The 24,950-nt window shown below is 43.0% G+C and carries 25 protein-coding genes; 10 read left to right on the top strand and 15 right to left on the bottom strand.

Features of this window, described 5'->3' with window-relative positions; genetic code table 11:
- Nucleotides 1–25: 25 nt before the first annotated feature.
- From KIH41_RS14455 to KIH41_RS14400, 12 genes are all read right to left on the bottom strand, one after another.
- Nucleotides 26–2,431 carry a 3-hydroxyacyl-CoA dehydrogenase/enoyl-CoA hydratase family protein gene (locus tag KIH41_RS14455; RefSeq protein ID WP_214162835.1) on the bottom strand — a complete coding sequence of 802 codons (2,406 nt, stop codon included), beginning with the start codon at nt 2,429–2,431 and terminating at the stop codon, nt 26–28.
- A gap of 36 nt (nt 2,432–2,467) precedes the next feature.
- On the bottom strand, nt 2,468–2,938 hold the full coding sequence (locus tag KIH41_RS14450) for a MarR family winged helix-turn-helix transcriptional regulator (RefSeq protein WP_213944285.1): 471 nt from the start codon (nt 2,936–2,938) through the stop codon (nt 2,468–2,470).
- A gap of 232 nt (nt 2,939–3,170) precedes the next feature.
- Nucleotides 3,171–3,881, bottom strand: coding sequence for a hypothetical protein (locus KIH41_RS14445; RefSeq protein ID WP_214162834.1), 711 nt, complete (start codon nt 3,879–3,881; stop codon nt 3,171–3,173).
- Between the two features lie 32 nt (nt 3,882–3,913).
- Nucleotides 3,914–4,684: a hypothetical protein gene (locus KIH41_RS14440; protein ID WP_213944287.1), complete on the bottom strand. Its 771-nt coding sequence runs from the start codon at nt 4,682–4,684 to the stop codon at nt 3,914–3,916.
- A 477-nt stretch (nt 4,685–5,161) separates the two neighbouring features.
- On the bottom strand, nt 5,162–6,898 hold the full coding sequence (locus tag KIH41_RS14435; protein WP_214162833.1) for an Ig-like domain-containing protein: 1,737 nt from the start codon (nt 6,896–6,898) through the stop codon (nt 5,162–5,164).
- Nucleotides 6,895–7,797, bottom strand: coding sequence for a class I SAM-dependent methyltransferase (locus tag KIH41_RS14430; RefSeq protein ID WP_317194958.1), 903 nt, complete (start codon nt 7,795–7,797; stop codon nt 6,895–6,897). Before KIH41_RS14430 ends, KIH41_RS14435 begins: the two co-directional genes overlap by 4 nt.
- Nucleotides 7,787–9,652 carry a tRNA uridine-5-carboxymethylaminomethyl(34) synthesis enzyme MnmG gene (mnmG, locus tag KIH41_RS14425; protein WP_214162832.1) on the bottom strand — a complete coding sequence of 622 codons (1,866 nt, stop codon included), beginning with the start codon at nt 9,650–9,652 and terminating at the stop codon, nt 7,787–7,789. Before mnmG ends, KIH41_RS14430 begins: the two co-directional genes overlap by 11 nt.
- Before the next feature lie 135 nt (nt 9,653–9,787).
- A complete protein-coding gene (gene ybeY / locus KIH41_RS14420; RefSeq protein WP_214162831.1) occupies nt 9,788–10,204 on the bottom strand; it encodes an rRNA maturation RNase YbeY in 417 nt (138 codons plus the stop codon).
- A 5-nt stretch (nt 10,205–10,209) separates the two neighbouring features.
- Nucleotides 10,210–10,611 (bottom strand): ATP-binding protein, encoded by a 402-nt coding sequence (locus KIH41_RS14415; protein ID WP_213944291.1) that lies wholly within the window; start codon nt 10,609–10,611, stop codon nt 10,210–10,212.
- Nucleotides 10,612–10,673: 62 nt separating this feature from the next.
- Nucleotides 10,674–11,435 carry an exodeoxyribonuclease III gene (locus KIH41_RS14410; RefSeq protein ID WP_213944292.1) on the bottom strand — a complete coding sequence of 254 codons (762 nt, stop codon included), beginning with the start codon at nt 11,433–11,435 and terminating at the stop codon, nt 10,674–10,676.
- Between the two features lie 18 nt (nt 11,436–11,453).
- On the bottom strand, nt 11,454–11,816 hold the full coding sequence (locus tag KIH41_RS14405; RefSeq protein WP_213944293.1) for a hypothetical protein: 363 nt from the start codon (nt 11,814–11,816) through the stop codon (nt 11,454–11,456).
- Nucleotides 11,809–12,159, bottom strand: coding sequence for a carboxymuconolactone decarboxylase family protein (locus KIH41_RS14400; protein WP_213944294.1), 351 nt, complete (start codon nt 12,157–12,159; stop codon nt 11,809–11,811). The genes KIH41_RS14405 and KIH41_RS14400 overlap by 8 nt, the downstream gene beginning before the upstream one ends.
- Nucleotides 12,160–12,236: 77 nt before the next feature.
- Between KIH41_RS14400 and KIH41_RS14395 the strand changes: the two genes are divergently transcribed.
- The 10 genes from KIH41_RS14395 to KIH41_RS14350 all read left to right on the top strand — a co-directional run bounded on the left by KIH41_RS14395 (nt 12,237) and on the right by KIH41_RS14350 (nt 20,597).
- Nucleotides 12,237–12,932, top strand: coding sequence for a ComF family protein (locus KIH41_RS14395; RefSeq protein WP_317194957.1), 696 nt, complete (start codon nt 12,237–12,239; stop codon nt 12,930–12,932).
- A 73-nt stretch (nt 12,933–13,005) separates the two neighbouring features.
- Complete coding sequence (locus KIH41_RS14390; protein ID WP_214162830.1) at nt 13,006–13,764, top strand: SDR family NAD(P)-dependent oxidoreductase; 759 nt, start codon at nt 13,006–13,008, stop codon at nt 13,762–13,764.
- Between the two features lie 2 nt (nt 13,765–13,766).
- The gene (locus KIH41_RS14385) at nt 13,767–15,194 is read left to right on the top strand and encodes a pyridoxal phosphate-dependent decarboxylase family protein (protein WP_214162829.1); all 1,428 of its coding nucleotides are present in this window, start codon (nt 13,767–13,769) and stop codon (nt 15,192–15,194) included.
- Nucleotides 15,181–15,783: a hypothetical protein gene (locus tag KIH41_RS14380; protein ID WP_213944297.1), complete on the top strand. Its 603-nt coding sequence runs from the start codon at nt 15,181–15,183 to the stop codon at nt 15,781–15,783. The genes KIH41_RS14385 and KIH41_RS14380 overlap by 14 nt, the downstream gene beginning before the upstream one ends.
- Nucleotides 15,784–15,788: 5 nt before the next feature.
- Complete coding sequence (locus KIH41_RS14375; RefSeq protein WP_214162828.1) at nt 15,789–16,244, top strand: hypothetical protein; 456 nt, start codon at nt 15,789–15,791, stop codon at nt 16,242–16,244.
- Complete coding sequence (locus tag KIH41_RS14370; protein ID WP_214162827.1) at nt 16,205–16,669, top strand: PaaI family thioesterase; 465 nt, start codon at nt 16,205–16,207, stop codon at nt 16,667–16,669. The genes KIH41_RS14375 and KIH41_RS14370 overlap by 40 nt, the downstream gene beginning before the upstream one ends.
- Before the next feature lie 18 nt (nt 16,670–16,687).
- The gene (gene nadC, locus KIH41_RS14365) at nt 16,688–17,545 is read left to right on the top strand and encodes a carboxylating nicotinate-nucleotide diphosphorylase (protein WP_214162826.1); all 858 of its coding nucleotides are present in this window, start codon (nt 16,688–16,690) and stop codon (nt 17,543–17,545) included.
- A 32-nt stretch (nt 17,546–17,577) separates the two neighbouring features.
- Nucleotides 17,578–18,354, top strand: coding sequence for a LytR/AlgR family response regulator transcription factor (locus KIH41_RS14360; RefSeq protein WP_214162825.1), 777 nt, complete (start codon nt 17,578–17,580; stop codon nt 18,352–18,354).
- A 58-nt stretch (nt 18,355–18,412) separates the two neighbouring features.
- A complete protein-coding gene (locus tag KIH41_RS14355) occupies nt 18,413–19,969 on the top strand; it encodes an AbgT family transporter (protein ID WP_214162824.1) in 1,557 nt (518 codons plus the stop codon).
- Between the two features lie 208 nt (nt 19,970–20,177).
- The gene (locus KIH41_RS14350; RefSeq protein ID WP_214162823.1) at nt 20,178–20,597 is read left to right on the top strand and encodes an LSm family protein; all 420 of its coding nucleotides are present in this window, start codon (nt 20,178–20,180) and stop codon (nt 20,595–20,597) included.
- A 4-nt stretch (nt 20,598–20,601) separates the two neighbouring features.
- On the opposite strand, the gene KIH41_RS14345 is transcribed toward KIH41_RS14350, so the two are convergent.
- From KIH41_RS14345 to KIH41_RS14335, 3 genes are all read right to left on the bottom strand, one after another.
- Nucleotides 20,602–21,918 carry an amidohydrolase gene (locus KIH41_RS14345; protein WP_214162822.1) on the bottom strand — a complete coding sequence of 439 codons (1,317 nt, stop codon included), beginning with the start codon at nt 21,916–21,918 and terminating at the stop codon, nt 20,602–20,604.
- Between the two features lie 272 nt (nt 21,919–22,190).
- On the bottom strand, nt 22,191–23,981 hold the full coding sequence (locus tag KIH41_RS14340) for an ABC transporter ATP-binding protein (RefSeq protein ID WP_214162821.1): 1,791 nt from the start codon (nt 23,979–23,981) through the stop codon (nt 22,191–22,193).
- 47 nt (nt 23,982–24,028) lie between these two features.
- Nucleotides 24,029–24,892: a LysR substrate-binding domain-containing protein gene (locus tag KIH41_RS14335; protein WP_214162820.1), complete on the bottom strand. Its 864-nt coding sequence runs from the start codon at nt 24,890–24,892 to the stop codon at nt 24,029–24,031.
- Nucleotides 24,893–24,950: the final 58 nt, after the last annotated feature.

Genomic DNA, 24,950 nt, shown 5'->3' with positions numbered 1-24,950 from the left:
TTTTCTAGTCTTGATAGCTTTTCAATTAATTTCTAAGTGGTTTGCCCTTGAACAAGATGCTATGGATTCTCTCCAGAGTTTTCTTTTCACCCGTCAGGCTCAAAAAGGCTTCCCTTTCCAAATCCAACAGATAGCGTTCGCTTACCTCAGTTGGCTGCGAAAGGTCCCCACCACTCATCACATAGGCCAGTTTGCGGGCAATTTTTGCATCGTGCTCCGAGATATATTTTCCGTATCTCATGCCCGTAATACCAGCCTCAAACAAGGCTAAGGAGGTTTTTCCCAACACTCTTATATTGGTTTTCTGAACCGGTTGGGTATAACCTGCATGGTGCAAAGCCAAAACTTTCTGCTTGGCATCGGCCAATAGCCTTTTCCTGTTCAAAGTGATACTGTCTTTGGTTTGAAGAAATCCGAGACCTCTTGCTTCCTCAGCAGAGGTGGACACTTTTGCCATGGCAATATTCATGAAGGTATCCTGAAGCCTGTTGAGTTCCACATCCCCATCTTTGATGCTTTCTGAAAATCTTAGCGTCATTTCCTTGGTTCCGCCACCTGCAGGAATCAAGCCTACCCCCACTTCGACTAATCCCATGTAAAGTTCAGCATGCGCCTGTACGGCATCCGCATGAAGGGAAAGCTCGCAACCGCCACCCAAGCCCATGTTGTGCGGAGCTACCACTACCGGCACAGATGAATATCTGGCGCGCATCATGGTGTTTTGGAACTGGGCAATCATCAGGTTGATCTCATCAAAATCCTGGTCGCCGGCAAACATGAACAGCATGGCTAAGTTAGCACCTGCCGAGAAATTTGGTCCTTCGTTTCCGATCACCAGACCTTTGTATTGCTTTTCGGCCATTGAAATTGCCGTGTTGATACCTTCTATCACTTCGGCACCCAGAGAGTTCATCTTTGTGTGGAACTCCAGGCCAATCACATCGTCACCCATGTCATATATGGTCGATCCGGCATTGCCCCAAAGTTTCTTATTGGCCGATTTGAGGGTATCCAAGAGGATGAATTCATCCATTCCAGGTACGGCTTTGTAAGACTTGCTCGGGATGTCGTAGTATTTCTTCACACCGTTTTCTACTTTGTAGAAAGACTCGTGGCCCGCAGCAAGCATTTCGTCCACCCAATCGGCAGGTGTCTCGCCAGCTTCCTTCATCTTGGCCACGGTTTCTTTAACGCCAAGGATGTCCCAATTTTCAAATGGTCCATACTCCCAGCCAAACCCTGCCGTCACCGCCTGGTCAATTCTGTACAATTCGTCAGCGATCTCAGGAATTCTGTTGCTGCAATAGCGGAAAAGATCATAAAAAGTCGCTCTGTAAAACTCCCCGGCCCTATCGTCAAAGTTTACCAAGAATTTGATCCTCTTTTTCAGATCGTCAATCTCCTTCGAGCCTTCCAGCGCCTTGAACTTCGGCTTTTCTACATCTTTGTATTCAAAAGTTTCAAAATCGATTTCCTTCAGCTCCTTGGAGCCATCCTTATGACGGATCATGTTGAAATAACCCTTGCCCGTCTTGTCTCCCCACCATTTTTTCTCATAGAGTACTTCCATGATTTTGGGCAGTTTAAACTTCTCCCTTGATTCATCGTGCTCAAGAGTTTTGTAAAGGTTGTTGGCCACATTCACGGTGGTGTCCAAACCAACTACGTCCATGGTTCTGAAAGTCGCGGATTTGGCCCGACCTATCACCGTTCCAGTGAGTTTATCTACTTCAGATACGCCCATGCCCATTTTTTCGACAGTATGCATGCCACTGATAATGGCATATACACCAATTCTATTGGCAATAAAGGCTGGAGTATCCTTACAAAGCACAGTTTCCTTGCCCAAATACCTATCACCATAATCCATCAAGAAGTCAATGATGGTCGGATCGGTTTCTGGTGCAGGAATGATTTCCAATAAGCGCAGGTAACGCGGAGGGTTGAAAAAGTGAGTCCCTGCAAAGTTTTTCTTAAAGTCCTCGCTTCTTCCCTCACACATCATGTGCATTGGAATTCCCGAGGTATTCGAGGTAATTAGCGTACCAGGTTTGCGGTGCAGCTCTACCTTTTCGAAAAGCGACTGTTTTATATCCAGCCTTTCCACTACCACTTCCATTACCCAGTCATAATCTTTGATCTTGGGGAGATCATCGTCAAAATTCCCGGTTGTGATCCGGCTAGCAAAATCCTTGTTGTAAATTGGCGATGGCTTGGATTTTAACGCCGTTTGAAGGGCATCATTTACAATACGGTTCCGGACCTGCTTGTCTTCCAAGGAAAGGCCTTTCTTTTGTTCATCTTCATTAAGCTCCCTGGATACGATATCCAAAAGTAACACTTCCACGCCGATATTGGCAAAATGGCTGGCTATCCTGGATCCCATGACACCGGAACCTAAAATGGCGATTTTTTTAATTGTTCGTTTCATATTGTTTTAGTGATTTCTGAAAAAAGGTCTAATAATCTAATCCCTAATTTCAATCGTTGTTTGAGGGTTTATAGTTGACGACTGTATTTTTTCTACTACTTGGTTGATCTTGTCAAATACCTTGAAAAACCTGTCCAGTTCTTCTTTTCCCACGGCCTTTTGGACCTCCTCGTTAAATTCTTTGATCGTTTTGACGCTGATCTCTTTTTTCTTCTTTCCTTCTGGAGTCAAAAATATCCTAACCGACCTTTTGTCCTGCAGATCAGGCCTGCGGATGATCAGCCCTTTCTCCTCCATCGTTTTGAGCATCCGGGTAAGGCTTCTTGCCTCCAGCCCCATCAGCGGGGCGATCTTGGTGGCCGGCGTCCCTTCTTTGGAATTGATGTTTATCAAAACAAATCCAATGGATGTTGTAAAATCATCCTGCACAGCCCGCTGGTTATACATCCGATTGATGGCGTGCCAGGCAGATTTGATATGATAATCCACTGTTTCTTCTCTCTTCATTATGCTTTATGCTCTAGCGGGTTTAAGAATTACCTAAGTTAAGAAAAATAAAGTATGCATGCATACTATTTATTCAAAAATTTCAACTGCTTTCAATAATTAAAAGAGGTAAACAACCACTTATTCCTGATTATATTTTAAAATATAGTAAAAAAGGGCTTTCAAATAAAAATAAATACTTAAAAAACTGAAAATACAGAATTAAGTTTCTTATAAAAATATTTATTTTTTTTCATTGACTAATGACATTTATCCGCGCTTTAAAATACACGCTGGTCAGGTTAAGGTCAGGGTGATCTGCAAGATTTGGCTGCATACCAAATTGGTGAAGTAACAAGTTAGATCCAATTTCAAGGGAAAAGAAATCAAACACCCCTTTTGTAGGCTCAGGATGGAAATGATTGGGGCTGATCAGGACATTGACATTCAAACCAACACTGCTTTGGCTCAATCTCAACTCATTAAAATTCCTTTGACCCAAAAAACCGTCGAAACTCCCCAATTCATCCGTGGACTTTACAGTATAGCGTCCATTGGCAAACAAAAGGCCTAAGCCAGGCTCCAAGCGAAACAAATGCGTGCCTGGAAGCACATTGTATGCCCCTCCTATTCTGGCGTTGGAATAAAAAACATTTTCCTTTAACCCTTCTACGTCTCCAATATCATTACTGTTGGCAAATCCAAAATCCACTTGAAAAACAGTCCATTTTTCTTTTTGAATATTAAATCCCAAGCCATTTACAAAATTTCTATCAGGAAATGGAGTCAAACCATTACTCTCCAATCTTTCGGAAAATTGCTGCAAAGAAAATAAACTCTCCAAGCCCATTGAGAAAAAGAAGTTCATTGAAGATGGAGGGGATTCACTTTTTTCCTGATGCAATTTTTCAAGAAAATCAGCTGGCACTTCCTCCTGGGCAAAAATCAAACAAGGAAAAATCAAAAATAGAATAGTGAAAAAAACTTGGCGCATAATCAATAATCGGCTTCTTTTTCAGATTTAATGGTCCTTTTAAATTTGCCCAAACCAATATTGGCTTTGATGTAAAAAGCACTTGGATCAAATGTGGGTGAATTTCTAATGGCAAAATCATCCCGAATATCTGGATTGAAATTCCTTCTGAGTTTTGTCCTGCTGTTTAGCACATTCCAAATATAACCCGCCTGAAGGGAAAAACGGCTATAAATTCCAACTTGGGTGGTTGGCTTTATAAAAGCGCCGATAATTTTATCCGCATTTAAACTGAAATTCAAGCCATAATTTCTCTGATAAAGAAAGCTTGAATTCATGGCGCCAGTAATATTATCATCAAAATCCCTATTAAGGTTATTTGCTAACAGATCCAATGAAGTGGTTCCGTAAAACAGCCCAAGTCGGGGATAAAAATTCCATTGGGAAAAGCCTCTTTCTGGAAATAATCGATATTGCACACCGGCAGTGACATGTAGCGGTAAATACCTATAATTAACCTCGTCATTGGACGATCTCTTTTTATGAAGGGTTAGTTCGCTTTCAGCAAATAAACCCCACCTTGAGCTGTTAAAATGATTGATACCTATACCTACGATTCCGGCATGCTCTCCGAAATCTTGATAGCCGGCATTTTGCAATCTTTGATTTAAGGCTTTATAGGGTTGGTTGCGATATCCGCCCGAGACGTAAAAATCAGTAAAATGTAAAAACTCTTGGGCCGCCAAGTCATGGCCCAACGTCACAAGAAAAACCAGCCATAAAATCCTTTTCATTGATTGAGCATTTAAAGAGCCTTTATAATTTTCTAAAAAACTCCGAAGCCTGTAACATGTTCACTTTTTCAGTTATCCACCTCTCTATATATATACTATTTTATTTAATTAAATAAAAACTATTAAAGTTATTAAGGTGTGGATTTGTGGACAATTAACTGGCAAAAACTTTCCCACAAGCTTATAATCATTTATCCCCTTGCTATTCACGTCTCATTCACATTTTATCCACTTGTAAGTTGTTAAGGATCAATGAGCAATGGACTTATGCCCATTATGGTGTACAATATACGCCAAAGTTGAATGTGTATGAATAGCTGTGGGGGAAAATGTGGATTAAGGTGCAGAATATTGTGGTTATCCATAGGCCTCAAAAAAATCCCCCAATGAAAAATATCACTGGGGGATAACTCTGCTTTTATCCATAAGTTGTCGACACTTATTCACACTTTCTAGGCAAGTTATCGACAGCGGTTGCTATAGTTCTTCCGGGATGATAAATTCCGGTATTTCTATCTCAAAATCCATGCCTTCTTCCTCTTGATCAGTCGTTTGTGTTAAACCTGTTTCAGGAATAGCGGCAATATTAAGGTCCACATTAGACCAATTGGGCCTAATAGTGAATTCTCGGGTTCCATTAGCCGGATTTACATAATAGTAGACCGGTTCGGGTTGGCTGAGGTCGTTATAGTTGCCAGGGTCCCATCTGCGGTTGCTGTTCCTGTCTATTATTGCCCGTAATCTATATTCTCCAGCCTCTATATTGGTTATTCTAAACCTGTTTGATTCTGTCAGATAAGTGGTATAAACAATCTCATTTCGCTTGTTGAGCAGTTGCAAAATGATTGGCAATTCATCACTTTCGATTACTCCTGAAATTTCATCCGAAAGGTTATCAGACTTGATTTTTCTATAATTGGCCTCTACTTCATTTTCATTCCATAGCCCTTCCACATCCTGGAAGGTGGAATCTGCTGCAAATAAAGTATAGGTGCCAGCTGGCAAAGTATCCGGTAAGGCTACCCTGACAATGTACTTTGTATAATTGCTGCTATCCAGTAAACTCAAGTTTTCACGCGTAATAGGTATAAAGCTCGCCGTATCATACCGAACCATCAAAGAATCGTAATTGATGTTTACCACAGGTTTGTTGAAGTCCAACTGTGCGGTGAGATTGCGTATAAAGCCTTTGCCGCTATCCACCGTTAGTTCGAGCTTTTGCTTGTTTCTCGTACTCTCTTCAAAGGTTGCATACAGCGCAGTATCAATGCTGAAGCCCACAGTGTCCTTGAGCGATAATCTGACCTCTGTGCTGTCCTCCCGCATCTCAGTATGGTAAAGTCTGATTGTCCTTTCTGATAGCCTATAAAATAGCTTATCATTCAAATCTGGGTGGTCCAAATTGATTTCAGCCGGTGCCTTGCTCAGTACAATGTCATAATTGGTTGCAGTAGGGCTTGAACGGTTGATGGAAAATGCCGATAAATCAGCCCTGAAAAGGTTGAAATGGGCGCCATCTATATTTTCATCAATCACTACAGAATCGGAGAAATAAGCATAAGGTTCCACTTTAGACTCCACTTTCAATGTATTGTTTTCATCCTGCCAGGCTACTGCTCTATAGGTTCCAGCTTTGATATTAGTGATTTCAAACCTTCCGCTTGTATCAGCCTGGGCTATATAATATGGAGGATCATTGAATAAATCTGTGGTGTCGGCTATGTCATACAAGCCGACCAGCACATCCTTGATAACCTTTTCCTTTTGTGGAAATACAAATCTTACCCTTCCTGAAAATTTCAAGCTGTCGATTTCATTACCTGTCGAGAAAACCAGTTTAAGATTTTCTGCTGGATTGTTTTCGGTAATATCCTTAATGCTTTGTTGAAAGTTGAAAACATAAGTAGTACTGTCCTCCAGTTCCTGATTAAGTTTTATCCTCACTCGGTTTCTAAGGGCCACCACTTCCATTTCCTGGGTATTGATCCTAGGGGTGATGATGATCTGCTTGTTTGGATTTTCTACCTTGATAAACTCGCTAAACTCCAAATTAATCTCTTCAGGTCTTACATTTAAGGATTCATAAGCTGGATCGGATTTGAGTAGCTTGGGAGGCTCTTCATCCTTTGGGCCTCCCATTGGGGCGCTTTCCCTTGCGCAGGCAAGCAGGGCAAGAATTGCTATAAATAATAACAGCAGGTTATTTACTTTCATTTTTTCTTCAAAATATATAGCAAGCTAGAATAATTCTGGTTGTTCTTTTTTGCATAATTGTTGGATTTAAATCCATTCCTTAATGCATTTATAAAATTTTTCTTTTGATTTTTATGACTCTCTGATAAAAGTGAGACATAAAAACTATCGAATTTCATAGGGATGGTCTCTTTTATTTTTAGATTGAAGGTTTCTGCCAAAGATGTCATGGTCCCTTGTGTGAAATGGTACAAGTGGCGAGGCACATCCAATGCCGCCCAATTTTCACCGTATTCCTTGCTGTCCCATGAGGAGTAATTTGGGACGGCCAGCAGGAGCACTCCCCGCTTCTTCAATTTGTCCAAAAGAACCTCCATGGTTTCCTGCAGATCATGTACATGCTCCAATACGTGGAATAACGTAATAACATCGAATTTCTTCTCTATTTGTAGGTCTTCCCGATCCGAGTAAACAGTCAGACCATTTCTATCTTTGGCAATTTTGGCTGCTGTTGGATTTGGCTCTAATCCTATAGTCTCCCATCCATCTTCTTTAGCCTTGTTAAGAAAATATCCTGTACCGCAACCGAAATCGAGGACTCTCCCCTTCTTATTCGAAAACCTGTTGATCCAGGATACTTTTTGCCTTAAAGTATAGGAGCGAACCAATTTATAGATCAGATTGGTGATATTGGTAGCTGAATCGTTATGTGAAATGTAATCCTCAGATTCGTAATACTTCTGTATACTTTTTACGTCCGGTCGGGGATTGGTAAAAAGCAGCTCACATTTTTTGCATTTACATATTGTAAATGACTCTTGAGATACGCTGTGATCCTTTACGATTAAGGTATTATTAAAATGCCCACTTTTGCAAAGCGGGCATTTGGTCAATCTTTCGTACATACGTTTATCTTCCAAGATATACAGTTAATATAGACATGTCAGCAGGCGACACACCGCTGATTCTTGAAGCCTGTCCCATTGTTTCAGGTCTGATTTTATTAAGCTTTTGCTTTGCCTCAGCGGAAAGGGCTGGAATGGATAAATAATCAAAACTATCTGGTATCCTGAAATTCTCCATGCTGTTCAATTTATCTACCATGGCCTGCTCTTTTTCCAGGTAGCTGTCGTATTTAATCTGGATCTCCGCTTGTTCCAATACTTCCTTATCGTAGGAATCCAGAAACGCATCGAAATCAGCATCCATTCCTTTTAATTGATCCAATCCCAATTGAGGTCTTTTGATCAGCTTTTCAATGGTAGCCTTTTCCTTGATAGTAGCCGTCTGTTGCTTTTCCAATCCCTCATTGATCACTTCGGGGGAAAGCTTTCTTTCCTTCAGTTCTTTTATAAGCTGCTTAGTAGCATTCTTTTTATCGAGCATATTTTCCAATCGCTCATCAGACGCCAACCCTATCTTATGGCCAAGTTCCGTGAGTCTAAGATCTGCGTTGTCCTGTCGAAGCAGCAACCTGAACTCAGCCCTGGATGTAAACATCCTATAAGGTTCCTCAGTGCCTTTATTGATCAAATCATCAATCAATACTGATATATAGGCATCTGATCGCTTCAGTAAGAATGGTTCATCCTCTTTGACTTTATTGTGAGCATTTATTCCTGCGATTAGTCCCTGACAGGCCGCTTCTTCGTATCCTGTAGTCCCGTTGATTTGTCCTGCAAAGTATAGGTTCTCGATCAGCTGCGTCTCCAGTGTCAACTTCAATTGTGTCGGTGGAAAATAATCGTACTCTATGGCATAACCAGGTCTGAACATCTTGGCGTTTTCAAATCCCGCTATTTTCCTGATTGCTTTATATTGCACGTCTTCGGGAAGAGAAGTTGAAAATCCATTCACATAGATTTCCACAGTATTCCATCCTTCAGGTTCTACAAATATCTGGTGGCGTTCCCTTTCGGCGAAACGGTTGATTTTATCCTCTATAGAGGGACAATATCTAGGACCCAATCCCTGTATTCTCCCATTGAACATTGGTGATCTATCGAATCCTGTTTCCAGTGTTTCATGTACCTCTTTATTGGTATAGGTGATCCAACAGGTATGTTGTTTCTCCAAAGGTTTGGTTTCATTGGAATAGGAGAATTTTTCCGGAGACTCATCTCCATGTTGGACTTCCATTTTGGTATAGTCCAAACTTCTGCCATCTACTCTTGGAGGCGTGCCTGTTTTCATTCTGCCCGCTTCGAAGCCCAGTTCCACAAGTTGCTCAGTGATGCCTTTTGCTGCAGCTTCACCGGTTCTTCCCCCTCCAAATTTCTTTTCTCCGATATGAATGATCCCATTTAGAAATGTTCCATTTGTCAAAACCACGGATCTTGCCTCAATATCTAGCCCCATTCCCGTCCTCACACCTACTACCCTTTTGTCTTTAACTACGAGTCCTGTGATCATTTCCTGCCAAAAATCTAAGTTTTGCGTAGCTTCCAGTGCCAGTCTCCACTCTTCCGCAAAGCGCATCCGGTCGTTTTGTGATCTGGGCGACCACATAGCCGGACCTTTGGAGCGGTTGAGCATCCTGAACTGGATCATGGATTTATCCGAAATGATACCCGACATCCCGCCTAAGGCATCAATTTCCCTTACTATCTGGCCTTTTGCCACCCCGCCCATTGCCGGGTTGCAGGACATTTGCGCAATAGTGTTCATGTTCATGGTACAAAGCAGAACCTTGGAACCCATCTTTGCAGCAGCATGTGCGGCTTCACAACCCGCATGCCCTGCCCCTACTACTATTACGTCATATACTGGAAACATACTCGTCTGTAATTATAATGTTCCACGTGGAACGTTGATTTAATTATTGAAAATTCTCCCAGTGTTCCACGTGGAACACTTGTGTTGTTAAATGATAAGGATAAGATGAGAAGACACTGTTTCACGTGGAACAGTTTAGAATTTACCAATAGCCTGGTTTTCTTTTTCTCTCATTAATCTCTCCTCTTCCTCTGTTTTGTCCTTGTATCCCATAAGGTGTAACAAGCCGTGACTGACCACTCTTTTTAATTCTTCCGTTTCATCTGTCCCTTGGGTTTTGGCATTGTCCCTGACTCTATCGATACTGATGAAAATATCTCCTTCAATAATGTCTTCATCTTCGGAGTTGTCAAAGGTGATAATGTCCGTATAGGTGTCATGATTGAGGTATTCCAGGTTAATGGAATACAAGTACTCGTCTGAACAGAATATATAGCTCAATTCACCTATCTTAAAACCCTCCTCGCCCGCAATTTCTCTCAGCCACTTCTTGTAGCTGTTTTTTGGTTTGAGATCAAAGGGTATATCTTCACTGAAGAAATTTATCGCCATTTCAATTAACTCATGTAAAATGTCAGGATAGTCTTACGTCCGTCATCTTCGAAGGCTACCTCATCACTGAGGTGCTTCATGATGAATACTCCCCTTCCTCCGTATTTTTCAATATTTTCGGGGGAGGTCGGATCTACCAATGCATTCTGGTCAAAGCCATTGCCTTCATCTTCCACGATGAACTTCAACTCGCTATCCAAGAATTTTAGTTCCAGATTTACCGTTTTTTTGGGATCATTACCATTGCCGTGGATAATGGCATTGCTTACACACTCTGTGACCGAAATCATAATGTTTCCATATATGTCATCGTTGATATGGAATTTTTCCTTTGCATTATCTATGAAACTTTCGACAATTTTAATATTGTCTATCAGAGAAGGTATTGAAATTTTGATAGATTTCATTAAGTTTCTGTTCAGATTTATATTTTATTTAATCTTTTATTAGTATAATTCAGTCACGCAAATTATTCGATTTCCAGTACAATTGGGCAGTGGTCGCTATGTTTTGCTTCACTCAAAATTTCTACCTTTCTCAACCGGTCCTTAATGGATTTTGTGGTCATGTGATAATCGATCCGCCATCCCAAATTCTTTGCCCGAGCATTGGCCCTGTAGCTCCACCAGGTGTAATTATGCGGGTCAGGGTTGAATAACCTGAAACTGTCATCAAAGCCCGATTCGGTAAACTTGTCCATCCATGCCCTCTCCTCTGGTAAAAACCCAGACGAATTTTTGTTGCTAACTGGATTGTGGATATCAATCGCCTTATGGCAAATATTATAATCCCCGCTAAAGATCAGGTTAGGTATTTTTTGGATCAAATCCTGGCTATATCCATAGATGTCATCCAAAAACTGGTATTTGAAATCCTGCCTGATGTCCCCTGTGGTTCCTGATGGAAAATATGCGCTAATGAAAGATACATCATCAAAATCAGCTCTGATCATCCTTCCTTCATCATCATAAGTGCTTACACCCATGCCATATTCCACAAAATTTGGCTTCACTTTACTGAGTATGGCCACTCCACTGTATCCTTTTTTCACAGCTGGATACCAGAAAACATGGTATCCAAGGTCTTCGAAAATACTTATATCAACTTGGTCAGGCATGGCTTTTACCTCTTGAAGACCGATCACGTCGGCGTCTGTATCTTTAAGCCACTCTGCAAAACCTTTATTTAATGCTGCTCTAATGCCATTGACATTATAGGATACGAATTTCATTCTCTTGTGGTGAATTAATTATTTGATTTCTATATCAAATTCGATTTCAAAATATTCAATTACGTGGATCTTCAACAACTTTTCTTGATCCAATATGTCAAAGTGGGGCAATTTATTGACCAATTTCCAATGTGGCCAACCGTCTTGATCGATATAATCCAATTCATAAAAGCCGCCCAAGCTTAATACCTTGCATATGCCTATATGTATCAGATCCTGTTTTTGCTCCTTGGAAAAGGTTCTCAGACCCTGTCCCAATTCCTGTACTCCTATCAAAAACAGTACTCCATTGAGATCGGCGGGCTTTTTCCCAATCAGATCTTTCAATCCGTTTAGCAATTTGCCCCACCTTACTTCAAGGTCATAATCCTTTTTAATCATTTGTCTGGTTTTCTAGCTCCTCCCAAAATTCAACTGCCCTTCTCAAATGAGGGATCACGATAGATCCGCCAACGATCATGGAAACCGAAAAGACCTCAAATACCTGTGCTTTGGTCACTCCTGCGTCAAAACATTTTTCCAAATGATACTTTATGCAGTCATCACATCTGAGCACCATGGAACTGGAAAGGCCTAGCATTTCCTTGGTTTTTACATCCAAGGCACCTTCCGCATAGGCATTGGTGTCCAGATTGAAAAAACGCTTGATGACTTTGTTGTCCTCAGCCAAGATTTTTTCATTCATCTTGGTTCTATAAGCATTGAATTCTTCTCTTAAATTCATTAATTTCCTTAACTTTTAGATTAACCGGTAAATATAACAGGTATTTTCCTGTCATTCAGAACAAACAAGCCTTTTTCATGATGCGTTTCAATTTTTTGGAGGATTTTTTGGCCCTGGTGTTTCCCCATACCTGTTGTGGCTGTAAAACAAGCCTGTATGCTTTCGAATTTCAGCTTTGCCGAAAATGCGAAGCTTCCCTTCCCATCACCTCTTACCACCTGCGGCCGAAAGAAAATGACCTGACAGTCAAATTGCTTGGTCTTACCAAGGCGGATAGGGTTCTTGCCTTCCTTAGATTTTCCAAAAACGGCTTAAGTCAAAAGCTTCTCCACCAGCTCAAATACAAGAATAAACCACAATTGGGAGTGGTTTTGGGAAAATTGTATGGGCAGAAGCTGATTCAGGCTGAGTTTGATGTCAATTGGGATTTCATTATCGCTGTGCCTCTGCACCCAGCTAAGTTGCGCAGGCGGGGATATAACCAAAGTGCCAAATTCGCCATGGGGATTTCTGCTGCTTTGGCAGTGCCCGTACATGAGGGATTGCAAAGGACCAAATTCACTCAAACACAAACTAAGAAATCCAGGATGGAACGGTGGGAAAATGTTAAGGATGTTTTTCAATTTGATGGTAAAGAGCTAGAAGGCAAATACGTATTGTTGGTCGATGATGTGATGACCACCGGGGCCACACTCGCCGCTTGTGCCAATGCACTCTTGGCTGCCGGAGTTAAAAAAGTTGATCTGGCCGTGATAGCAGCGGGAACTGTCTAAACTTTATACCGTCGGCATGGCTTTATTTCCCAAGGCTTTTTAAATTGCTTACTTAACTTGAATTGATTCAATTATGCATATAAACCTTTCAGGCCATAGAATTCTCGTCACGGGGGCTTCCCGGGGAATTGGGAAGGCTATAGCCCAACAATTATCGGCATCTGGTGCGGAAGTACTTCTGCATTATAATAATAGTGAGAAGGATGTTTTGGAGTTGCAGAAAAGCCTTCCAAACCCCTCCCACCCCGTAGCTTGTGATCTTTCGGATCTGGATGCAGTAATGGGTTGGATACCGGTTTTGGTGGAAACCTACGGAAAGATTGATGCGGTGGTTAACAATGCGGGCATTGCCATTTCTACGCCTGACAATGCCCCAGCCATCGATTGGACCAGCTCATGGCTCAAAACCATGGATGTCAATATCAATGCACTGGCAATTATCAGTAAGGAGTTTGTCGAGCATGCCAGAAATAACAAGAATGGGCGTATTGTAAACATTTCCTCCAGGGCTGCATTTAGGGGTGACACCCCTGATTATTTGGCCTATGCCGCTTCCAAAGCCGCTATTGTAAGTTTTACACGATCTCTTGCCCGATATTACGGAAAAGAAGGAATCAAGGCTTTCATTATAGCCCCTGGCTTTACCAAAACCGATATGGCTCAGGATTTTATGGATCAATATGGTGAGGATTTCGCTTTAAACGATATTGCTCTGTCACAACTCACTGAACCTAAGGATATTGCACCGATGGTAACCTTGCTTTGTTCTGGATTAGCTGACCATTCTACAGGCTGTACTATCGATATGAATGCCGGATCTTACGTACATTGAATATGGATAAAGAGGAATTCAGAAAGCGAGCCCATGAGATGGTTGATTGGATGGCGGATTATTTGGAAAACAAAGGAAAGTATCCAGTTACACCTAAAATAGAGCCTGGTGAAATTTTAAAGCAATTGCCTTCCTCCGCTCCAGAGGAGGGTGAAGATTTTGACCGCATATTTGCTGATTTCAAAGATGTCATCCTGCCGGGTATGACTCATTGGCAACATCCATCCTTTTTCGGCTACTTTCCGGCCAACAATTCCGAGCCGTCGATATTGGCCGAAATGCTGATGTCTACTTTGGGTGCCCAGTGTATGTCTTGGCTCACCTCCCCTGCCGCAACTGAATTAGAGGAGCGGGTTTTAGATTGGTTGAGGGATGCAAAAGGCATATGTTCCACGTGGAAAGGTGTGATTCATGACACGGCCAGTACTGCCACGCTTAGTGCGATTCTTGCTGCCAGAGAGAGGGTTACCGGCTATAGAATCAACCAATTAGGTTTTGAAGGTTTTGCAAAATTCAGGGTTTATAGCTCAGAACATGTTCATTCCTCAATTGATAAAGCATTAAGGATTGCCGGGATCGGTCAGGTCAATCTGATTAGAATAAGGGTGGATGATAATTATGCTTTAATACCGGAGCTTTTGGAAAAAGCCATTCAAGCCGATGTTGAGAAGGGTTACATCCCTCTCTGCGTGGTTTCTGCTTTAGGGACTACCAGTTCCACAGCCATTGATCCGATCGATAAAATTGGTGAGATATGCCAAAAATACAGTATTTGGCACCATATAGACGCGGCTTTTGCAGGTACAGCCTTGCTTTTACCTGAATTTCGATGGATGAATGAAGGGCATGAAAAAGCTGATAGTTATGTCTTTAACCCTCATAAATGGATGTTCACCAACTTTGACTGCTCTGTTCTTTTTCTAAAAGAGCCCCAACACCTGATCAAAACCTTCAGCCTCACTCCCGAATATCTACGGACACAACTGGATGAGCAGGTCAACAATTACCGGGATTGGGGTATTCAACTGGGAAGAAGGTTTCGGGCGCTGAAACTTTGGTTTGTCATCCGCCATTATGGGTTAAATGGCCTGAGGAAAAAGTTGCGCCACCATCTTAAGCTTACCAAGAAGGCCGTAGAATGGATTGAAAGGCATCCAAACCTTGAAATTTTGGCACCTGTACCTTTAAATACCATTTGCTTTAGGTTTGTGGAAACTGGTTTGTCAACTGAAAAACTCAATCAGCTCAATGAAAAATGGATGGCTGAAGTGAACCAAACCGGCCTTGCATTTTTTACACATACAAAGCTTGACGGAAAATTTGTGATCCGCTGGGTGATCGGGCAGACGGACGTGGAAGAAACCCATATCAAAAATGCCTGGGAGTTGTTGTTAGAAAAGATGCCAAAAAAGGAAAATGTCCAAGGATAAATCATTTGACCCAGAACTTATAAAACTGTTCAAAATCTTTGGGATCGGAACGTTGATCTGGGTCTTTGCTTTATCATTTTTCAACACCAAAACGGTGGAACTGGAGGAAGGAGAAATAAGGACCTCCATCACGGCTGCGAGCCGCCTGTATTTCATGAATGTGCGGCAGCCTTTCTATGACCGAGAAAACCGCAACGATGCCAAAATGAACGTTTTCAGGTTGTCCAAAAGGGTGGTGGATGACAGCAGGCCTGTGATCAACCTTTCGATTATTCTAAATCGGGTGAAGGAAGATGCCTATATTTATTTGGAGCCATCCGAGGCAATATTGGATGGCAGGATTAATTTGAAGTATAGTTTTGATGAAAGTGACAGCTCGGGCATTATTCAATTTGGTGGTGGTGACAGGTTTGATCATTTCAGGTTTGTGGATCAGGTTTATCCTTTATTGCTTCAGGATGCCCATTTTGAGATAGAGACTTCCGATGGCTGGGAGCCCATTTTGGTGGAAAGAAAGGAAAGAGATGCTTTTAAAACCACCTCATTTGATTATTTTAGATTATTGGAACAAGAGGACAGGAACAAATGATGGAATTGAAGCGGATAGAAAACTTATGGAATTTTTGTAAAATCAAGACCAATCTGCCTTTTCAGAAGGAAGTGGGAAGTAAGGTCACCTATCGCTTTATCAAGTCCGGCATTACTTTAATCCATTCCTTTAATCCTAAATTTCTCCAGGACTCCACTCTGGAAATTCAGGAGCGGGGTTTTAATGACAGAATCGTTGGCCAAACCTATGGAAAGGTCAAAAAACAGTTTGGAATGAAAAACAGTCCAGTCAAAATGCCCCAACAGGTTTTTTTCCCGGAGGAAATTCTCAAACTGAAGGATAAGTACAGCCTCATTATCCAGCAGGACAAAAACCGGCATTATAAGGTTACCCTCTCCCCTTTTGTGCCCAAAAACATTTATGAAATTTTCGATACCGTCAATCTGATCAGCCTTTACCTATGGAAGACAATATATTTCTCAGAAATTACAAAAAACTAATCGGTACCACCATCAATCAATCCCCTTCCAAGGCCGGCAACTGGCTGGAAGGAGTCCTCAGAGAGGTAGAATACGGCTTATTGGTCATGGAGTACACCGTGAGGGAAGAATTTTGCAATCCCGGCAACATCTTGCATGGCGGGGTGGCCTCTCTTATGTTGGACGACGTGATCGGCGGGGCCAACTACGTGACCGGAAATGAATACCTGATGACTAGCATCAACCTGAACATCGACTTTTTGGCTGCGGCCCATGTAGGCGAAAAACTCACCGTAGAAGCCAAACTGGTGAGGGGTGGACGAAATGTGAACCACTGGAAAGCCAAAATCACCAATGCGGAAGGCAAGCTCATAGCCAAAGGAAGCAGCAACCTTATCGTGACGCAAGTGCCCATTTCCTCACTTAGTGACAATTCTTCCCGATAAAATTAGTAATATTGCAGGGTGAAAAATTCGTATTTGACCCAAGATAATTTACAAAAATTCATCAAATCTGCCCTGCTGGAAGACGTGGGGACAGGTGATCACTCTACTTTGGCCACCTTGCCTGAAAATGTGCAGGGTGCCGCCCAGCTATTGATCAAGGAAGAGGGCATCATTGCCGGTTTGGACTTGGCCAAGATGATTTTTGAGCATTATGATCCACATTTGCAGGTGGAGCTTTTACTCAAAGATGGCGACAAAGTCAAAGCTGGCGATATAGGTCTTAAAGTATCTGGAAGTGCAGCCTCGATTTTGACTACCGAGCGCCTGGTGCTCAACTGCATGCAGCGTATGAGCGCCATTGCCACCAAAACGTACAAGCTAAACCAGCTGATCAAGCACACCCGCACCAAATTATTGGATACCCGCAAAACCACACCAAATTTCCGCATGCTGGAAAAATGGGCCGTGGCGATCGGGGGTGGCCAAAATCATAGGTTTGCCCTTTATGACATGATCATGCTGAAGGATAACCATGTGGACTTTGCCGGTGGGATAGCCGCAGCCATTAAGGCCACTCAGGAATACCTGAAAGCCAATAAGCTGAAACTCAAGATTGAGGTGGAAACCCGAAATCTCGATGAAGTGAAGCAGGTGTTGAAAACTGGGGGTGTGGATGTGATCATGTTGGACAACATGGATTGTCCAACTATGAAGGAGGCTGTAAGACTCATCGGTGGAAAATATAAAACCGAGGCCTCTGGTGGAATTACAGAAGAAACGCTAAAAGATGTCGCAGAATGCGGCGTAGACTTTATTTCAGTGGGTGCTTTGACACATCATGTAAAAAGTCTTGATATTAGCCTGAAAGCTGTTTAGTTTTCGGACGGAAATTATCCAAGAGTAGCAAAATGGGAGTAGAAAACCAGTTCATTAATTGCATCATCGTACACCGGAGTGAGGATGGCTATAAATGGAGCCATAAATTCCAGAATGTTAACCCTTTTTTGAAAACTGTAGAAGTATTGGCCTCCTGGGAGGAAGCCTACAACTATGTAGAAAAGGGCAATAAGGTGGACCTGATTGTGGGGAGTTATGACCTGACAGATATGCATCCCTTTATATTTGAGAAACTGGACATGAGGATTCCGGTGATCTTCACTTCCCCAAAGCCTTTTATCACCGAAAAGGCTTTAAGTCTTAATTGCCTGGATTTCATCAATGAGAATGCGGATCAGGAAAGGATCCGAAAGAGCTTTGAAAAGTTTCAGGTGCTATATTCGATACAGACTGGCAGTTCCCCATCCGGTCCCTTCTCGAGTGAGCCCCAACTAAACAGCAACCAGAAATCTAGGTTTATGGTGAAATCCGGGGATTCCTTTTTGGCCAAAATGCCCTCAGAAGTGGCGTTTTTCCTTGCCGATAACGGTCAGACCTATCTGTACGAAATGGGCACGGGCGAAAGATTCACCATCAACCAAAAACTCATGGATCTGGAGGCCGATGTGCTCGATCCGAGAGAATTTTTTAGGATCAACCGCAGTGTGTTGATCAATATCAATGCTATAGGTCCCATTCAAAAACACATCAACAGCAGACTTAAAATTACCCCCAAAATCCAATTTCATGAAGAGCTTGTGGTAAGCAGGGAAAAGGTAACTGCTTTCAAGAAGTGGGTGAATCAATAGAGATTCCTTTTATATTTTAGTAGGGCTGCTTACATTTGGTTTTCCCAAATTTAAGCCCATGATTCCCACACAAGAAAAAAAGCAAAAATCCCTTCTAGACAGGTTTCTAGATGTAATCGAATATGCAGGCAATAAACTCCCTGACCCTGCTATCCTTTTCCTGATTCTAATGCTAGCCACCTGGGTGCTTTCCGCCATGTTGGCCCCCATCGACTTTGGTGAAATCGACCCCAGAACAGGCGAAGAACTTCGAGTTTTAAATTTACTTACCGGCACCCAGCTGGCTGCTTTCCTTTCTAACATGGTCAATGTGTTCATCACCTTCCCTCCTATGGGCGTAGTGTTGGTGGCCATGTTGGGTGTTGGTGTGGCGGAACATTCGGGTTACATCAATGCAGGGCTTAAATATTTGCTCAATTTTACCCCCCAAATGCTGCTCACGCCTATTTTGGTGTTGGTGGCCATTGTCAGCCATACCGCTGCTGATGCAGGGTATGTGTTGGTAATTCCCTTGGGAGGCGTGATATTTTATGCAGCAGGTCGTCACCCCTTGGCGGGAATTGCAGCGGCTTTTGCCGGGGTTTCCGGTGGTTTTAGCGCCAATTTTATTCCTTCAGGCATAGATCCCTTAATTCAAAGCTTCACCCAATCAGCAGCAAGAATTATTGACCCTACTATTAGCCTAAACCCATTAAATAACTGGTTTTTCACCGGTTCATCCAGTATTGTGGTGGTGGCGGTTGCTTGGTTTTTGACCGATAGGGTGATCGAGCCTAGGCTGAATAAAACAGCCAAAGTGGATGAAGACATGACCGATGCCCCCAAGATGGAAGAAATCGGCTCAAAGGAAAAGAAAGCTTTTTGGCTGGCTTCCCTAGTGATGATTTTGGGTTTGACAGGATTGGTAGTGTGGGCTTATCCACTGGATTCCGCGCTTAGGGATGCAGATGGAGAAATAACTTCTCTAGCCGCACCACTGATGAAATCTATCGTGCCCTTGATTTTCTTCCTTTTCTGGTTGCCAGGGCTTGTGTATGGGTTCGCTTCCGGTACTTATAAGGAAATGAAAGACGCCATAGCCTCCATGAGCAAAGCCATGGGAAGTATGGCCCACTATATCGTGATGGCATTTTTCTGCGCTTTATTTATAGATGCCTTTGCGAAGTCAAATATCGGCGCGATGACAGCCTTAAAAGGAGCTAATTTCTTAGAAAGCATGAATTTGCCTGGTCAGGTTACCATAGTGGGAATCGTATTTCTGACTGCATTTGTGAACCTTTTGGTGGGCTCGGCTTCCGCTAAATGGGCGCTGATTAGCCCCATATTTGTTCCGATGCTGATGCAGTTGGGTATTTCTCCAGATTTAACTCAAGCCGCCTATCGTGTTGGGGATTCCGTCTCGAATATCATCACACCTCTGTTGCCTTATTTCCCATTGGTGGTGGTCTTCTGCCAGCGTTATGTCAAGTCCACTGGTATCGGAACCCTCGTATCGATAATGATCCCATATTCAGTGGTTCTACTTATCGTCTGGACAATCTTCCTGCTTGGCTACTGGGCTGTGGGATACCCGCTGGGACTGCAGTCCTCGTATGAATATATCATGGTGAGATAAGCATTTAATCCTGCCAGGTTTTGAAAAAAATAGATCAAACCTGGCAGGTTTTCAAATTCAATTTGAAATTTGCAATCCTTATTTTTATCAAAATTAAATTCTATATAATAAAATCAAATACAGAAATAAATTTGTAAATTTAGATATAAAGTAGAGTATGAAGTGATAATCGTATTAATACCATTTACTTCACTTTGAAACTTTTATCGTGAAAAATGCTCTGTTTTGCTCGATCTTTAGCCTCATTTTGATTTTGAACTTGGGGTGTTCTGCTTATCAGAATGTCGGACCTCATAAGAGATCTGATCCTGAACATATTGATTGGACGGATAGGAGAAATTTGGATTTTTTAGAGATTGGGAAAAGGTATAAGATCACTATGAACAGTGGTAATACCATTCAAGCCAAAATCCTTTCCTTTGAAGAAAATTCTTTAAAGGTTGAAAGTGCGGATAACAAAGACCGCGCTTCACGTGGAATGGTTATAGACATTCCTTTCGAAAGAATTGTTGAAATACAGCAAAATAAAGTATCTCCAGGATTAACGATCGGGATACTTGGTGGCACAGCACTCTTGATTTATTTGGCTGGCAGAAACTTCAACTTAGCTTCAGGGTTCTCTTTTTAAGAAATTATCTTGTTGAATTGAAAATCTCCATCGCAAACAAACTCATTGCCTTAATCCCTGTTTTCAATGTGGGCTCTACTTCTGGAGCGAAAAGCGGACTGTGTAAGCCAGGGATTTCCTTGCCGTTTTCTTTAGCCTGCTTGAAAAGGTCATTTGGCGTAGCCCCCAAAAAAAACATAGATATCGGAACCGCTGGCTCTTGAATGCCATAGCGGCTAAAGTCCTCCCCTATCATTTCGGCTTCAATTTCCACTATCTTATTTTCTTCAAAATTGGCCTTAAATACCCCAACCATCAGCTCAGTGAGTTCATCATCGTTTATCAAAGGCGGTGTGTAGGGCTCCCTGATCCAGTAGGTGGGGAGTTTGTCCTCTGGCATTCCTGCTGATCGGGCTACATGTTCGCTGATTTTTTTGATGTTTTCAATTAAAGTTTCCCTGATTTCAGGATTGTAATACCTTAAGGTCAGCTGCATTTCCACTTCATCAGGAATAATGTTGTGCACATGGCCCCCGCGGATGGAGCCAACTGATACCACTGCTGGCTCAGTAGGAGCGATTCTTCGGCTTACGATGGATTGGTAAGCCTGAATCATCTGGGCACTCATCACCACAGGATCTATGGTCATATGGGGAGCTGCCCCATGGCCACCCTCACCGTGAACCTTCACATTCATCATATCCACACCCGCCATGAGCGGCCCGGCCTTGTATCCGATGCTTCCCGCAGGCAAATGGGGCGTATCATGCAGGGCGATGGCGTAATCGGGGTAAGGAAAACGCTCAAATAAACCGTCATTTAACATATTGTATGCACCCAATCCATTTTCCTCAGCTGGTTGGCCGATCATCATTAGCGTTCCCTGCCACTCGTTCTTGAAATTCATCAGCATGCGGGCCGTGCCCAAAAACACACTCATATGCACATCGTGACCGCAGGCCTGCATGATAAAGGTTTCCTTCCCATCACCGGTCACTCCCTTTTGCTTGCTAGCATAGGGAAGGCCGGTCTTTTCTTCCAAAGGCAAGGCGTCCATATCTGTCCTGACAAGCAGGGTTGGGCCTTCACCGTTTTCAAATATCCCCACTACACCATGACCGCCAATGCCCTCAGTGACCTCAAAACCTAAATTTTTCAGCTCCTCAGCTATCTTTGCGGCAGTTTTTTCCTCTTGTAGGGATAGCTCCGGATATTGGTGGAAATGCTTATAAAGCTCTTCTATTTCTGGAAAAATTTCTTCCAAATAAGACTCCTGTGTTTGGGCTTGGGTTTGATAACCGACCATTGTCAAACAGCCTATCAGAATGAAAAGATATTTCATGAGTGGATAAAGTTTGGTAGAACAAAGTAATAAATATAGCCTATTTACAATTGTAAGTAGAAGCTAATGCCCAAAAGTTGGAAAGGGTATGCTATTGCCAAATGAGGAATAGGCATTTGGGCACAATTTACTCAGGCTTCAGTTCGCCTGAAATATGTAAAAACCCATAGGGGACCCGACGAGGACCCGAAGGGGAGGCGACGAGGACCCGTGTTGGATGTATAATAAAAGTAAGGAATCCCATGCATTTGGGATTCGTTGTTCTGGGGATGCTATTCGGCAAACTGCAACCTTACCAAGTTGGCATAGAAGCCTTCATCCTTGTGCGCTAGAGAGTCATGGGTGCCTTCTTCCACGATCTGGCCTTCCTTCAATACATAAATTCGGTCTACCTTTCTGATGGTGGACAATCTGTGGGCGATAATGATGGTGGTCCGGCCTTTCATCAGTTCATCCATGGCTTCTTGAACCAGGGATTCGGATTCGGCATCCAGGGAGCTGGTGGCCTCGTCTAGGATCAATATGCTGGGATTTTTGAGAATGGCCCTGGCAATGGCAACTCTTTGACGCTGGCCTCCTGACAATTTTACGCCTCTTTCCCCTACCAATGTGTCCAAACCATCGGGGAAGCTTTGGATAAACTGCCAAGCGTTGGCTTTTTTGGCGGCAAGCATGATGTCTTCCTCTGTGGCGTCAGGTTTTGCATAGGCAATGTTTTCACGGATGCTCCCGCCAAAGAGCAATACCTCCTGGGGCACGATCCCCACGTTGGACCTCAACTGTTTCAAGTTCCACTTATCCACATTTTGGCCGTCAATCTTGATCGCACCGGCACCTACTTGGTAAAATTTGAGCAAAAGCTGAATGATAGTAGACTTACCCGCTCCACTGTGGCCTGCAAGGGCGATTTTCTGACCCGGAGCAATGTGGAAAGATATATTCCGAAGGACCTGCACATCAGGCCGGGTTGGATAATTAAAGGCAACATTCTGAAAGGCCACCTCACCCTTGAGCTTGGTATGCTGAAAATCGGCCAAGGATTCCTCAGGCTTCTCATCCAAAATCTCCAATACCCTCTCTGAAGAACCAATTGCCTTTTGTACCTGGCCATAAATATCCCCCAACCCAGCTATTGAGCCTCCGATGAAGGTGGTGTAAAGCACAAAAGAAACCAAGTCACCGATGCTCATGGCTCCTGTAGCCACCAATGTTGCCCCGTACCACATCACCGCCACGATCCCGCCAAAAAGGGCAAAGATGATGAAGGATATGAATGCGCCTCGGAAACTGGCCGCCTTTAGGGCTACTTTTACCACCCTGTTGAGTCCGGTTCCGTATCTTCGTGTTTCATAATCTTCTCCAGCAAAGGATTTTACCGTCATGATGGACTGCAGGGTTTCTTCCACGATCACATTGGCAGAAGCAAGCTCATCCTGGGTAGCCTTGCTCAATTTTCGGATATATTTTCCAAAAACCATGGCAATCAGTACCAACACCGGGAAGGTGGCCAACATGAATAAGGTGAGTTTCGGGGTGGTGTAAAAAAGAAAAACCGTACCTGCTAGAAGGGTGATCAATTGCCTGATCAGCTCCGCCAAAGTCACCGAAAAGGTGTCCTGCAAAAGTGAAATATCAGCCGTGATTCTACTGATCAATTCTCCGGTTCTCCTCTTGTCGAAAAATGACATAGGAAGATGGACTAACCGGTCATAAAGGGCCACTCGGATATCACGCATGGATTTTTCGCTCACTTGAGCGAAAAGCCACACGCGGAAAAATGAAAATACACTTTGGACAAAGAGGATTCCGACAAGAATCAGCGCAATGCTGTTGATATCATTCACAATCCAGGCTTGCCCGGAAGCCGTGTCGATAAGTTTGCCTGCTACAAAGGGGAAAGCGAGCAAGGTCAGGCTGGATAGGACCAAAAAGAGAAGGCCCAGGATGAAAGGTGCCTTGTAGGGCATCATGAAGCCGAAAATTCCACCTAATTTGCGAAAATTATCTTTGTTTAGCTTCCTTTTCTCGTGTTCTTCCAGCGCGGTTCCTCTTTTCTTAGCCATAGAATATACTAACCCAATTTAAATCGGGGACAAAGGTAAGGCTTTTTTTATATTAATAACTCCACAAACTTCTTTAGGCTGGGGTTGGGGTTGTTTTTAAACCAAACCGCCGTGATTTCGGCCCTTTGCGGAATCTGCTTAAGCTCAATGAATTTGACATTCACATTGGTGACTTTTTGAAATGAGGTAGGCAAAAACGTAATCCCCAACCCATGGTCCACAAGACTTAACACCGTATGTCCATGGACGGTTTCATGGGCAATGTCCGGCAAAAATCCCGCATCCTCACATATGCTCAATTGCACCTTATAATATAGGTCCCCATCCGTTTTTGGAGGAAGTATAAACTTTTCAGTCTTGAGCTCCGAAAGGTTAGGTGGGTCAGGGGCGGGATGATGGTGGGGTAAAACAAGTGAAAAGGTTTCACTAAAGACAAGCCTCTCCCCCATTTCTGGACTTGGAATCGGATTCCGTACGAAGGCCACATCCAAGTCCCCGTTTTCTAGGGCGGCCAACTGGGCAGAGGAGGTCATTTCGTTGAGATAGGTCTGGATTTGGGGAAAATTGGCATTTAAGGAAGTAAGCAAGTCAGGTAAAAACGTGTGGATACAGGATCCTACATATCCAATTTTAAGCTCACCCTTTTCCCCAGACTGTACAAGATGAGTTTGGTTTTTCAGCTTGTCCAATCTGTGCAGGATATCTTTAGCTTCATGGAAAAAATACACCCCAGCCTCAGTAAGCTCGACTTTCCGCTTAGTCCGATTCATCAATCGCACCCCCAACTCCTGCTCTAGCTGCTGCAATTGCTTGGAAAGCGCAGGTTGCACGATGTGAAGCTTTTCTGCTGCCCGGTTGAAGTGCAGCTCCTCAGCCAACACCACGAAATACTGTAACTGTCTTATCTCCATTGATCACTTAAAGTTATTAATGGGTTAAGATAATACTATTTTTTATTATTAATGGAAT

It is taken from the genome of Litoribacter ruber (assembly GCF_018500185.1).
Lineage (GTDB): Bacteria > Bacteroidota > Bacteroidia > Cytophagales > Cyclobacteriaceae > Litoribacter > Litoribacter ruber.
Note: the sequence above shows the minus strand (reverse complement) of the source record. Positions and strands in the feature narration are given on the sequence as shown.